Source organism: Dermabacter hominis NBRC 106157 (genome assembly GCF_001570785.1).
In the GTDB taxonomy this organism is placed as follows: domain Bacteria; phylum Actinomycetota; class Actinomycetes; order Actinomycetales; family Dermabacteraceae; genus Dermabacter; species Dermabacter hominis.
This window is the reverse complement of sequence record NZ_BCSI01000005.1, coordinates 55,717-68,122: the sequence shown is the minus strand read 5'-3', so window position 1 is coordinate 68,122 and position 12,406 is coordinate 55,717. Positions and strand designations below refer to the sequence as shown.

Below are 12,406 nucleotides of genomic sequence, written 5' to 3'. Positions count from 1 at the left end.
TCCGAGTGCAGGTTCTCGGGGCCACAGTCTACCGGCCCGGCAACGCCCGCCCCTGTGGGGAAGGTCCTCGTGTGAGAAGCCCGAAAAGAAGCGAGGGCCCGCACCCACGGGTGCGAGCCCTCGCGTTCACGCTTGGCAAGCGTCGGAAATCAGTTACCCACGCGGAAGCGCACGAAACCGGTCACCGTGCCGCCAGCGGCCTCGACAACCTTGCCGACGCTCTGCTTCGGGTCCTTGGCGAAGGGCTGATCGAGAAGAACGTTCTCCTTGAAGAAGCCGTTCATGCGGCCTTCAACGATCTTGGGGAGAGCCTTCTCAGGCTTGCCCTCGTTCTTCGCGGTCTCCTCGGCGATACGGCGCTCGTTCTCAACCACATCCGCGGGAACGTCCTCGCGGGTGAGGTAGAGAGGCGAGTAGGCCGCGATGTGCATCGCCACGTCACGTGCAACCTCGGCGCCGGCCTTGTCGGTCGCGACGAGCACGCCAACCTGCGGCGGGAGGTCCTTGTTGGTGCGGTGCATGTAGTTCGTGACGACCTCGCCCTGGACGCGGCCGATGCGGCGAACGAGGATCTTCTCGCCCATGGTCGCACCAGCGTTCGTGAGGGCCTCACCGAAGGAGGTCTCAGCGAGTTCCTCGGGGGTCGTGGCGCCCGACTCGACGGCGGCCGCAACGGCCTCGTCACCGAGAGCGATGAACTTGGCGTTCTTCGCAACGAAGTCGGTCTCCGAGTTGATCTCCACGAGTGTGCCGAGCTGGCCGCCCTCGACGTCGCGGACATCGGCGGCGATGAGGCCCTCCGATGCGGCGCGACCCTCGCGCTTCGCGATGCCCTTGAGGCCCTTGACGCGGATGATTTCGACGGCCTTCTCGTGGTCGCCGTTCGCCTCGTCGAGAGCCTTCTTGACGTCGAGCATGCCCGCGCCGGTCTTCTCGCGAATGTCCTTGATGTCTGCTGCCGTGTAGTTAGCCATTATCTGTCTCCTCTAAATGGTTGTGGGAGCGAACAGGTGATAGTCGAAAAATCAGGCTTCTTCGGAAGTTGCTTCGGCAGCCTTGTCCTCAGCAGCGGGAGCCTCGGTGGCCTCCTCGGCCTTGCCGGCCTCTTCCTGCTGAACCTCGGACTGCTTGAGCAGCTCCTGTTCCCACTCGGCGAGCGGCTCGGCGTCAACGGCCGACACGTTCTTCTCGCCCTGGGTCTGCTTGGCGTGGCGCTCCTGGAGGCCGGCGGCAGCGGCATCGGCGATGACGCGGGTCAGGAGGGTCACGGCGCGGATCGCGTCGTCGTTGCCCGGGATCGGGTACTGCACTTCGTCCGGATCGGCGTTGGTATCGAGGATGGCCACGACCGGAATGCCGAGCTTGGTGGCTTCGTCAACGGCGAGGTGTTCCTTCTTGGTGTCCACGATCCACACGGCCGAGGGAGCCTTGCTCATGTCGCGGATGCCGCCGAGGGTCTTTTCGAGCTTTTCCTTCTCACGGCGCATCATGAGAAGTTCCTTCTTGGTCCACTGCGAACCGGCGACGTCCTCGAAGTCGATCTGCTCGAGTTCCTTGAGGCGGTCGACGCGGCCGGAGACGGTCTGAAGGTTGGTCAGCATGCCGCCGAGCCAGCGCTGGTTCACGTAGGGCATGCCCACGCGCGTGGCCTGTTCCTGGATCGACTCCTGAGCCTGCTTCTTCGTGCCGACGAAGAGGATCGTGCCGCCGTGGGCAACGGTCTCCTTGACGAAGTCGAAGGCCTGATCGATGTAGGTGAGCGACTGCTGAAGGTCAATGATGTAGATGCCGTTGCGCTCGGTGAGGATGAAACGCTTCATCTTCGGGTTCCAACGGCGGGTCTGGTGTCCAAAGTGGACGCCGCTCTCGAGGAGCTGGCGGAGTGTCACAACTGCCATGGTCGTAACTACCTTTCTGGGCCCTGGGCTCGCCCGCCTCACTCACACCCGCGGGGTGTGGGCTCGGTGGGGTTCTTGCGCAAAGCCTGTTCTCGTTTTTTACGGGCCGACGGTTGCCGGCTCGCCCTAGCGCCCTGCGTTCGTGCCGCCACTTGCCTCGTGGGAGGATCGTGGAACGATGGCACGCGCGCGTGTGTGGGCGCGCGAAGTCACCCGCGCATGCGAGTGCTACGGCAACTCTAATACAGCGAACCTGACTCCCGCACGAAACTTGGCCGACTTGTGAGCGAGTCCGCGCCTCACGCTGCACACTCTTTATCATCCACAGTCACGCGAGGTGGCCTTGTCGGGGATTCTCGGGCGCGATGTGCTTACTCCATGCACATGTCTACGAGGCTCGGCGCCCGCATCCTTCTCGCACTCGCACTCCTCATCGGTGCCGGAGTTGTTGCGCTCCCGCCCGCGCACGGTGACGAACATTCGCAGGACTTCCTCGAGCACGCCGCCGCAGTCGTGAACCGGGCAAGGCTCGCATCTCTTGCCGTTTTTGCGCCTGCCGCTCCGACACCCAACCCACCAACCACGGATGCGCACGAGCACGAAGGGGCGTGGGCCTGGCCCATCGGCCCCGATCATGACGTCGTACGGTTCTTCGAGCCACCCGTCCACGCATACGGGCCCGGTCATCGAGGCATCGATATCGCCGGAAGCACCCTCGTGGTGCACGCCGTTGAGAGCGGCACCGTGACCTTCGCGGGAACGGTCGCGGGCAAACCCGTCGTGGCGATCCTCCATGACAGCGGGCTGACCTCCACGTACGAACCGGTCCTCGCCTCGGTCGCGAAGGGGGACGCGGTGAGCAGGGGGCAGGTGATCGGGGTTATCGAGCAACCGTCGGAACACGCCCATTGCGAGGCGGGATGCGTGCACCTCGGGGCCAAGCGAGGCAAGCAATACCTGGATCCGCTGCCGCTGCTCGAGGGGCGGGGGCCGAGTGTACTCCTGCCTCCCCACTCGAGTTGAGCGAGCTCAGCGCGGCTCATCCATTGCCGGCTAGGCTCGTGGGTGTGCGTGCCTAACGGCGTCTTTGAGACGCTCGGCGGAGACGTGCGTGTAAATTTGCGTGGTTTGAAGAGAGGAATGGCCAAGCAGGTCCTGGACGCTGCGCAAATCCGCGCCACCCTCCATGAGGTGCGTTGCCGCGCTGTGGCGCCACGTGTGCGGTGAGATGTGCCCCTCGAGACCTCCCTCGCGGGCTGCACGATTGACGATCGTGCGCACGGCGCGATCGTTGAGGCGACCTCCACGCGCGCCGAGGAACAGCGCTTGCGAATCTTCACGCACAAGGTGCGGCCTCCCGAGCTGCTCCCACCTGTCGAGCGCCTCGAGGGCCGGGACACCGAGCGGAACGACGCGCTCTTTATTTCCTTTACCGATCACGCGCAGCGTGCGATTGACGCGATCCACGCTGCGGCGGTTGAGGGCGCACAGCTCAGAGACGCGAAGCCCGCACGAGTACAGCACTTCGAGAACGGCCGCGTCCCGAACGCGCAGAGGGTCCACCTCGAGGGCGCCCTCGGGCCCGACGCTTGCCTCGTGCGCGGCGTTTTCTGCCTCTTCGAGGATGTTGCGCGCCTGGTCTGCGCTAATGACGTGCGGAAGTGCGCGACCGCGTTTGGGCGCGCGCAGGCGCCTACCGGGATCGAGGTCGGTAAGCCCCGTATCGCACATCCACGCCGTGAACGTGCGCGCAGCCGCAGCGGCACGCGCGAGCGTCGTTGGGCTGTGGCCGGCGTCGGCTCGCGCGGCAAGCCACGCGCGCAGGTCCTGGATCGTCAGGTCCCGCGCACTGCGTACCGCATCGTCGCCGCCATCGCGCTTCGCCTGCTCGCACGTGAATTCGAGCAGCGAAACCGCATCGGAAAGATAGGCGCGAACCGTGTGGTCGCCGCGTGCGCGCTCATAGCGAAGGTGTCGCTCATAGCGCACGAGCAGCTCCTCGTCACCGGAGGCAACGAGGAGCTCTCGCCCGTCTTTAGGCGTGCGCGACTCACTCGTGGGACTCATCCCTCCAGTGTGTCACGCGGCTTCCCTCGCACGGGGGCGCGACTCGGCGCTCAGACTTCGTCGCCTGCAGTGATCGCGGACGCCACTTCCTGCTGAGTCGCGTGAGGCGTTGTCACGCGCGTGAGGAGTCCGTGGCCGCTTACAAGAATGATCATCGAGAGGACAACCGCACCGGCGGCAAACCAGTAGGGGCCGCCTGCGCCAAGCGCATCGGCAATCGCCCCCGAGACCGCGGGGGCAATCGCTCCGCCGAGGAAGCGCACGCCCGAATAGGTCGAGCTTGCAATGTTGCGCGGAAGGTCGGTCGCTTCCATCACGGCTTCGGTGAGGGCCGTATTGAGAATGCCAAGGAAGAGGCCCGCGACGATGACGGCAGTGACGAGCAGCGCAAGACGCTGGGCACCGAGCGCCATGGTGACGAGGCACGCCGCGAGAAGCGCGAGCGTCACCGACAGCACGGGGATGAGCCCGAATCGGCGCGTCAGTTTCGGGGCTGCGAGCACCGAGGTGACCGCAAGAGCGAGACCCCATCCGAAGAACACAAGGCTCAGTTCGTGCGCACCGAACTCGATTCCCGCGGCGTGCGCGGCAGCCTCGAGCGGATACGGAGAGTACGCGAGGAGGGTGAAGAACCCGAAGTTGTAGAAAAGGGCAGCGGCGCTGAGAAGAAGAAGCGGCGGGCGGCTCAGTGCGGCGAAGCCGGCCCCAAGCGAAGCCTTCCGTGGTGCGGCAGCTGGCTTCGGCAAAAGAACGACGATCGCGACAAGGCCAATCGCCATGAGGACAGCGGTTCCGAAAAACGGCATGCGCCACGAGATCGAGCCAAGGGCGCCGCCGGCGAGCGGTCCCACCGCCATGCCCACGCCGAGCGCAGCCTCGTAAAGGATGATGGCCTGACCGGAGCCGCCCGAGGCAGCCCCGACGATCGCCGCGAGAGCTATGGAAATGAACAGGGCGTTGCCGAGCCCCCAGCCGGCACGGAAGCCGATGATCGCGTCGACGCTACCCGCTGTTCCCGCGAGCGCTGCGAACAGCACGATGAGGATGAGTCCCGTGATGAGAGTGCGTTTCACGCCGAGCCTGCTCGAGATGAACCCGCTGAAGAACATCGCGATCGAGGTGACGATCAGGTAGCTCGTAAATAGGAGCATCGTTTGCGAGGGACTTGCGTGAAGCTCACGACTGATCGCCGGAAGAATCGGGTCAACGAGCCCGATCCCCATGAACGACACCATGCATGCGAAGGCAATCGCCCACACGGCCACCGGCTGGTGAAGGATGGACGGCGTGTTTTCGGGTTTGGGAGCCGCGGGGCTATCTCCTGGCGGCGTCGTCGATTCTGCGACCTCGGGGGCGGCAACGGACATTCGAATGGGTCTCCAATCTGACAGTGCTGTGGGCGCCTGAGTGCGCCCGTGCGGGCGGTTAGCGTTGGGGGCGCGCGAGCGCGTCGGCTAGTTCGCCGAGGAGGGCCGCCGCGCGTTCGAGCGTGTGGAGATCCTCGGGCGCTAAGGCAGAGAGCGCGGGTCGCACGGATGCGGCAGAGGCCGCACGGGAACGGTCGAGCTCGGCACTGCCCGCTTCGGTGAGCGTGATGACGCTGGCACGGGCATCGCGCTCATCCGAGCGACGTTCAACGAGGTTATCGGCCGCGAGGCGGTTGACGATCCCGGTCATCGTTGGTTGCGATACGGACTCGCGCGCCGCGAGTTCGCCGACGCGCAGCGGTCCACCGTGACGCAAGTTCGCGAGCACGCGCACCGAAATGAGTGAGCGCGCGCCACCCGCATTGCGGCCGGCGGTCCGACTAAACCGGAGAGCATTCGCAACCAGTTCGTTCGCGAGTTCGTCGAGATTGCTGCGCGGACCTCCAACGGCCTGATTCCCGGATTCCCCCATTTGCATAGCTTGACTATATAGCTTCCCTAAGTATTACCTCAACCTCGTGTCCGTAAGGTCAACCACACGCCGCCCTCATTAAGCAGCTCCCGAAGCAGTGCGACGCACCCTGCCACGGCTCACCTGCACGAGCCCGAGAAGCTCGATTCGCGTGAGGCTTGCCGCCACCTGTTCGGGATCGAGGGCACACAGTGCCGCGAGCTCTCCGACGCCAATCGCGGAAAACCGCGGGATGCCGTCAAACACAAGGCGATCCACGGGGCCGAGAAGGTCGACATCAAGTGGGAGGGTGCCGGGTGAGGCGGAATTCTCCGGTAGTCCGACGGTTGCCGAATATCCCGGTCCTCCCGAGATCATGAGCTCGACGTCCTCAACCCGCGAGACAAGCTGCGCACCCCGCTCGGCGATCAACCGATGGCACCCGCTACTTTCTGCCGAAGTTACGGGGCCGGGAACAGCACCAACGGGGAGAGACAGCGAATCGGCGTGCGCGGCGGTCGACAGAGCTCCTGAGCGCCACGCAGCCTCGATCACGATCGTGGCGTCGCTTGCCGCGGCAATGAGCCGGTTGCGCGACAGGAACCTCCACCTGGTGGGCCGCGTACCGATGGGCGCCTCAGAAAAAAGCCTGCCTTCATTCCTCACACGGGTGAGGAGCGCCGCATTTGCGCGCGGGTAGTAATCGTCGAGGCCACCCGCGAGGAATGCGACAGTCCCACCCCCTCCCTCCTTGAGGCTCCGCGCCGCGAGCGCTCCAGCGTGGGCCGCGGCATCGATCCCGAGCGCGCCACCCGAGACCACCCGCACTCCTCGTTCCGCGAGCGCCGAGGCGAAGTCGTGGGCAACGCCAGTGCCGTAACGCGTCGCTCCACGCGAACCCACGAGGGCAACGGAGCGCAAGGAGTCTGTGTCCTCGCCAGCGTGACCGCCGGCGCACCACAGGGCGAACGGCGCGTTAATCGCGAGCCGCGAGAGTCCCGCGGGCCACCCTGCTTCGCCGGGCCGGATGAGCCTGATGCCGTGCTCGCTCGAGTGCTCGAGAACGTATCGCGTTTCGCTCGCGCGCGCTTCCCACGCAGCTTTGGCCTTTTCGGCCGCGCTTCGCGCGTCGCGGATTTTCATGGATTCATGCACGGCGGTCACGTGGAGCTGCCCAGCCTCTGGGTCGTGGGCCGCTTCCTCGAGGGCCACCGCAATCTCGCGGATGGAACCGTCGAGCGCCAGGGCAAGTGCATCGACGGGCCCGCGCGAAAGCCACAGGTACCGTGCGGCGGCATCCGTCGCTTCAGCGAGGGCGCTCCACGCCGCTCGTGCCTCGAGGTCAGCACGCGAAGCACAAGGCTCGAGAGGAACGGAGTCGGCATCCCAAAAACGTGCCACCTCGCTCCCGCTTTTCGGCTCGATCACGACGTATCCTCCCCTCGAAGCTCGAGAGCCGTCGCGACGTGGGCGCTCGTCGGCCGTGCCTTCCCTTCAAGGTCGGCGAGGGTCCACGCGACACGCCGCACGCGGTCGCGGCCCCGCATCGTGAGGCGACCGCGCTCCACTGCACGCACCAGGATCGCGTCGTCGGCGCGCTCCAATGGCATCTCTTGATCGAGAAACCGGCCGCTCACCTGGGCGTTAACGAGATAGCCGCTGCCGTCGAGGCGTCGATGCTGAGCCTCGCGCGCCGCACACACGCGCTCTCGGATGTGCGCGCTCGATTCTTCTTTCGTCGATCCGCTGAGGGAACGCACGGGCGCAAGCGTGATCCGAAGGTCGATGCGGTCGACGATCGGCCCGGATAAACGCGCCATGTAGCGGCGGCGCTGAAGCGACGTGCACCGGCACCGGTCGCCTCGCGCATCGGCATGGCCGCACGGACACGGATTGGCGGCGAGGATCAGTTGAAACGCCGCGGGATAGGTCGCCACGCCGCGAGTGCGGTGGAGAGACACCTCCCCCGTCTCGAGCACCTCCCGAAGCGACTCGAGAACCTTGGGCGCGAACTCAGGCGCTTCGTCAAAGAAAAGCACTCCCCCGTGAGCGCGAGAGACAGCGCCGGGACTCGCAAGGTTACTGCCGCCGCCGATGATCGACGCGACGCTCGAGGTGTGGTGCGGAGCAATAAAGGGCGCCTCGCTCACAAGCCCTTTCGACGCATCGAACTCCCCGGCAATCGAAGCGATCGCGCTGAGCTCGAGGGCACGCTCCGGCTCGAGCGGAGGAAGGATGCTTGGAAGGCGCGAGGCAATCATGCTTTTGCCCGCGCCGGGCGGCCCGAGAAGGAGCATGTGATGGCCTCCCGCGGCGGCGATCTCTGCCGCCTCGCGCCCGAGTTTCTGCCCCTTGATGTCTAGAAAATCAGGCTGTTCGCGCACGGCGGTCGGCGGTTCGCCTGGGCCCTCTTCCTCCTCGAGGTCAAAAAGCCCACGTCGACTCCACACGGCTTTTCCCCCGAATGCGTTAAGGACCTCGCCGAGATGGCACGCAGAGTGCACGTCGATGCCGGGCACGAGGCGCGCTTCGTCAGCGTTGGCCTCGGCAACGACGACCCGACGCACCCCGCTTTTGGCCGCGGCCCGCACTGCGGGGAGAATCCCGGGCACGGGCCTGAGACTCCCCTCGAGCGCAAGTTCAGCGATGAAGAGCGTGTTCTCAAGGTGTCCCGGCGGGAGGACCCCCTTCGCAGCGAGGGTCGCGACGGCAATCGGGAGATCGAACCCGGAGCCGCTCTTTTTCATCCACGCGGGCGAGAGGTTTACGGTAACTTTTTTCTCCCCAACCGCATGGCCCGCGTTGGCGCACGCACTCTTGACGCGCTCGCGAGCCTGGAGGGTCGAGGAGTCCGGGAGCCCCACGATCACGAAAGCGGGAAGCCCCCTGCTGATTTCGCATTCAACCTCAACAATTCGCCCCTCGAGCCCCCACAGGCTCATGCCGAGCACGCGCGCGACGCTCATGAGCCCACTGCCTTGAGGTGTGTAACGTCGACGTGACCGCCGGGCATGACGAAGACACCGAAAGCATCGAGACGCACGCCAGAGTGCTGCGGGCTTCGCTCGAGAAAATATGCGCCTATCATCGTGCGAAGCTTGCGCACCTTGCGGGAATCGACCGCTTCTACCGCCGAGCCCATCACGAGGCTGCGCCGCGTTTTGACCTCGATGAACACGAGCGTGTCGCCGTCGAGGGCGACGATGTCGATTTCACCGTGGCGCGTGCGGAAGTTCCGCTCGAGGATCTCGTAGCCCGCGCGCGTGAGGATGTCTGCGGCGATGTCCTCGCCGAGGTTGCCAAGTTTTTTGGTGGAGAGGGTGTCGGCACCGCGAGTGTTGACTTCTGTCGTGATCGTCATGCCTCACACGATGCCGAAACTGCGCATCGGTGTCAGTCGAGCAACGACCAATTGTGGATGGGTGCGCCCTGTGAGGCGCGAACCACCGACTACGGCATGGCTAGAGATCGAACTCGGGCTTCTCGAGCTCTTCAACGTTGACGTCCTTGAACGTCAACACGCGAACGGAACGCACGAATCGCGACGTTCGGTGCACGTCCCACACCCACGCATCGGCAAGGTTCAACTCGTAGAACACTTCGCCGCCCGCATGCTGAACGTGCACGTCGACCTGGTTCGCGAGGTAGAGCCTTCGCTCAGTTTCGATGCGGTACGCATACGTTCCCACGACGTCGCGGTATTCGCGATAGAGCTGAAGCTCCATGTCGGCCTCGTAGGCATCGAGATCATGCACGTTCAAAGCGCCCTCCCTCACGTCGTGGCTCTCATGGTCGTTCGCAGCGGCGTGCCGCCCGCGATTGTCAAGATTACAGTGGCAGATCGAATCCCGGCTGTTCAGCCGGCACGAGCTTCCAACTCGCGCGATGCTCGGCGTGGATCCCCAGCTTTGCGATCGCCTCGCGGTGCGCCTTGGACCCGTAGCCTTTGTTGCCGGCCCACCCATACCCGGGGGCTTCGGTGTCGAGCGCACCCATGTGGCGATCTCGCGCAACCTTCGCGAGAATGCTCGCCGCGGCCACCGATACGCACGTCTGATCAGCCTTGACGACCACCTCGAGCGGGCACTCGAGCGGCGTCTCGCACCCGCGCGACACATAATCGTGGTTCCCATCCAGAATCACGCCCGCAAGCGGCACGTCGAGTGCCTCGCGGGTCGCCTCGAGAGCACGCGTCGCCGCGAGGGTGAGCGCATGAGAAATACCGTGCTCGTCAATCTCCCTGGCCCGTGCAGTTCCGACGGCTGCCGGGCACACCTCCGTTCCGCATCGCGCAACGAGCCCGAGCGGAAGAGGAATCGAGCTCGCCCCGCCCGCGAGGGTCGCGAAAAACGCCTCGCGTTTGGTGGGGCTGAGCAGCTTGGAGTCTTTGAGGCCCGACGGTAGCTCGGCAAGCGTCGGAACCGGATCCTCACCCCGCTCGCACCTCACCGCGAAAGCGCCCACAGCGACCGGGCCGGCGAGAGCCCCGCGACCCACTTCGTCGAGCCCAATGACCGCGCACGACGAGGCGTCAGGGTGTGCGGCAAGAAATGCACTCGCAAGAAAAAGCTCGCGCTCGGCAGTCGCGGAGGGACGTGGCATTCGCGTCACGCGGGCCTTACGCGGCGAGCGCGAGGGGCGACAGATCCCTCGACCGCGTGGGGGCGATGCTTGCCGCGCTCTCGGCGTTGTTCAGTTTCTCGAACACCTTCTCGCCGTCCTTGAGGGTGCTCCAGTGCTCGAACGGGAGGAAGAGCAGGACGGCTTTGCCCGCTACCTTCGATTCGTCGACGAACGGGTCCTCGCCACGCGCGTAATGCTCGGAGGAGTCGGCGCTATTGAAGCGGTTGTCCCCCATGACCCACAGTTTGCCCTCGGGGACCGTGACGTCGAACGACACCTGGCACGCACCGTTACCGGGAACGATGTAGGTTTCGTCGAGTTCCACACCGTTAACGCTCATCGGGCCGCCGCGTTCCTTGCACACGATGTGGTCGCCGCCCACACCGATGAGGCGCTTCACGAGGTGATTTTCTGTCGGGTCCGGGGCGAGCCCCACGTAGCTGAGGACTTTGGAGACCTGCTGTCCGGCTGTGAGCGGGCGATCGTGGTTACCTCCCACCCAGTTACCCGGGTCTTGAAACACGATGACATCGCCACGGTGCAGGTCGAGAACTCCCGGATGAAGCTTCGAGACGAGGATCTTGTCGTCTTCCATGAGGGTCGGGTGCATCGACGCCGACGGGATGAAGAACGGCTGCACGAGGAAAGTCTTGATCAGCACAGCAACGATGAGTGCGATGACAACGGTGACCGTCCAGTCAAGAACCGAGCTGAGCACTCCGCTCTTTTTCGCGCGGGCCCTGGCGCCGGCACGGCGCGAGGGCTCCGCACTCGGATCGGCGGGATCCGGTGCGGTCGACGATTCGCGCGGTTCGGGGACCACGGGAGTAGGGGGCTCGAGCTCAGACATCGGATCCAGTCTAGTGGGAGATCTCGCGCCCATTGGGAAGCGGCCACACGACACGCGTCACGCGCCCTTGGGTGCGTGAAACGGGAACCATGCCTCCACCGGGATCACCAAGGTGGTTGCGCGAATCGGAAGAATGATCGCGGCTGTCGCCGAGAAGAAACATGTGCCCCTCGGGCACAGCGACATCAAAATCGATCGCGCTCGCACGCGTGAGGGAATCGGGAAGATAAGGTTCCTCGAGCGGGCGACCGTTCACCTCGAGCAGGCCTTCGCTGGTACAGCAGCGCACGCGATCGCCACCGACGCCGATCACACGCTTCACCCAATACTGTGACGCTCCGCCGAAATACCCCTTACCGTCGAACACCACGACGTCACCACGACGCGCCGTACCTCGGCTCGTGCGATCCACGACGATGTACTCCCCCGCGTTGAGCGTCGGCGCCATTGACCCACTCGGCACGTGGTAGGTCGTCACCACGAAATGCCGCACACCAAGCGCGGCGAGAAGTATGACGCATAAAACCGCGGCGATCACCCACACGAGGAGCGATCGCCGCGGCTGCGATTGAGAGCGCAAGGCGCGAATCAGGAGTGTTCGCGCTTCTCGCGGATGCGGGCCTTCTTGCCTGTGAGGCCACGAAGGTAGTAGAGCTTCGCACGGCGAACGTCACCGCGAGAAACGACCTCGATCTTCTCGACCGTCGGAGCGTGAACCGGGAAGACACGCTCGACGCCGACGCCGAACGAGACCTTGCGGACGCGGAAGGTTTCCTTGATGCCGCCGCCCTTGCGAGCGATGACATAGCCCTGGAACACCTGGATACGCGAGCGGTTACCTTCGACAACCTTCACGTGCACCTTGACGTTGTCGCCAGCGCGGAAATCGGGAACGTCGCTCTTGAGGTGCGCCGCATCGAGTTCATCGAACTTCTGCATAAGTTTTCTCCTGCCTCCCGCCCCGGGTCGGACGGCGAATGTTTTACCCCCTGGCGGCGGGTCAAACCCACCGAGGGCGTCTATGAATCATTCACATGTGCCGGGCCTCTGGCCGCCATTCCCGTGGCGACGGATCTGCCCTGTTGCCTCG

Annotated in this window: 14 protein-coding genes; 1 reads left to right on the top strand and 13 read right to left on the bottom strand. The window is 65.0% G+C overall.

Translation table 11 applies throughout. The annotated features are described in order from the left end of the window. Positions 1 to 149: 149 nt before the first annotated feature. The gene (gene tsf, locus DEHOM01_RS06580) at positions 150 to 974 is read right to left on the bottom strand and encodes a translation elongation factor Ts (protein WP_016663048.1); all 825 of its coding nucleotides are present in this window, start codon (positions 972 to 974) and stop codon (positions 150 to 152) included. Positions 975 to 1,025: 51 nt separating this feature from the next. Beyond that, positions 1,026 to 1,898 carry a 30S ribosomal protein S2 gene (gene rpsB / locus DEHOM01_RS06575; RefSeq protein WP_034370254.1) on the bottom strand — a complete coding sequence of 291 codons (873 nt, stop codon included), beginning with the start codon at positions 1,896 to 1,898 and terminating at the stop codon, positions 1,026 to 1,028. A 384-nt stretch (positions 1,899 to 2,282) separates the two neighbouring features. Here rpsB and DEHOM01_RS06570 point away from each other — a divergent pair, with 384 nt between their 5' ends. Then, a complete protein-coding gene (locus DEHOM01_RS06570; RefSeq protein ID WP_082738772.1) occupies positions 2,283 to 2,921 on the top strand; it encodes a M23 family metallopeptidase in 639 nt (212 codons plus the stop codon). A gap of 30 nt (positions 2,922 to 2,951) precedes the next feature. Here the strand turns inward: DEHOM01_RS06570 and DEHOM01_RS06565 are convergent, their stop codons facing one another. From DEHOM01_RS06565 to rplS, 11 genes are all read right to left on the bottom strand, one after another. After that, positions 2,952 to 3,965, bottom strand: a complete 1,014-nt coding sequence (locus DEHOM01_RS06565) for a tyrosine recombinase XerC (protein WP_369405735.1) — start codon at positions 3,963 to 3,965, stop codon at positions 2,952 to 2,954. 50 nt (positions 3,966 to 4,015) lie between these two features. Further along, positions 4,016 to 5,332: an MFS transporter gene (locus DEHOM01_RS06560; protein ID WP_082738767.1), complete on the bottom strand. Its 1,317-nt coding sequence runs from the start codon at positions 5,330 to 5,332 to the stop codon at positions 4,016 to 4,018. A 58-nt stretch (positions 5,333 to 5,390) separates the two neighbouring features. Beyond that, on the bottom strand, positions 5,391 to 5,870 hold the full coding sequence (locus DEHOM01_RS06555) for a MarR family winged helix-turn-helix transcriptional regulator (protein ID WP_082738766.1): 480 nt from the start codon (positions 5,868 to 5,870) through the stop codon (positions 5,391 to 5,393). Positions 5,871 to 5,942: 72 nt separating this feature from the next. Continuing rightward, positions 5,943 to 7,271, bottom strand: coding sequence for a DNA-processing protein DprA (gene dprA / locus DEHOM01_RS06550; RefSeq protein ID WP_061212042.1), 1,329 nt, complete (start codon positions 7,269 to 7,271; stop codon positions 5,943 to 5,945). After that, positions 7,268 to 8,809, bottom strand: coding sequence for a YifB family Mg chelatase-like AAA ATPase (locus DEHOM01_RS06545; protein WP_061212041.1), 1,542 nt, complete (start codon positions 8,807 to 8,809; stop codon positions 7,268 to 7,270). Before DEHOM01_RS06545 ends, dprA begins: the two co-directional genes overlap by 4 nt. Further along, positions 8,806 to 9,204, bottom strand: coding sequence for a YraN family protein (locus DEHOM01_RS06540; protein ID WP_061212040.1), 399 nt, complete (start codon positions 9,202 to 9,204; stop codon positions 8,806 to 8,808). The genes DEHOM01_RS06545 and DEHOM01_RS06540 overlap by 4 nt, the downstream gene beginning before the upstream one ends. A 100-nt stretch (positions 9,205 to 9,304) precedes the next feature. Further along, positions 9,305 to 9,604, bottom strand: coding sequence for a DUF2469 domain-containing protein (locus DEHOM01_RS06535; protein WP_016663057.1), 300 nt, complete (start codon positions 9,602 to 9,604; stop codon positions 9,305 to 9,307). A 67-nt stretch (positions 9,605 to 9,671) separates the two neighbouring features. Then, positions 9,672 to 10,445 (bottom strand): ribonuclease HII, encoded by a 774-nt coding sequence (locus DEHOM01_RS06530; protein ID WP_061212039.1) that lies wholly within the window; start codon positions 10,443 to 10,445, stop codon positions 9,672 to 9,674. A gap of 16 nt (positions 10,446 to 10,461) precedes the next feature. Beyond that, complete coding sequence (gene lepB / locus DEHOM01_RS06525; protein ID WP_061212038.1) at positions 10,462 to 11,316, bottom strand: signal peptidase I; 855 nt, start codon at positions 11,314 to 11,316, stop codon at positions 10,462 to 10,464. A 10-nt stretch (positions 11,317 to 11,326) separates the two neighbouring features. After that, positions 11,327 to 11,896, bottom strand: coding sequence for a signal peptidase I (gene lepB, locus DEHOM01_RS06520; RefSeq protein ID WP_245630672.1), 570 nt, complete (start codon positions 11,894 to 11,896; stop codon positions 11,327 to 11,329). Positions 11,897 to 11,904: 8 nt separating this feature from the next. After that, on the bottom strand, positions 11,905 to 12,255 hold the full coding sequence (gene rplS / locus DEHOM01_RS06515; protein ID WP_016663061.1) for a 50S ribosomal protein L19: 351 nt from the start codon (positions 12,253 to 12,255) through the stop codon (positions 11,905 to 11,907). Between the last annotated feature and the right edge of the window lie 151 nt (positions 12,256 to 12,406).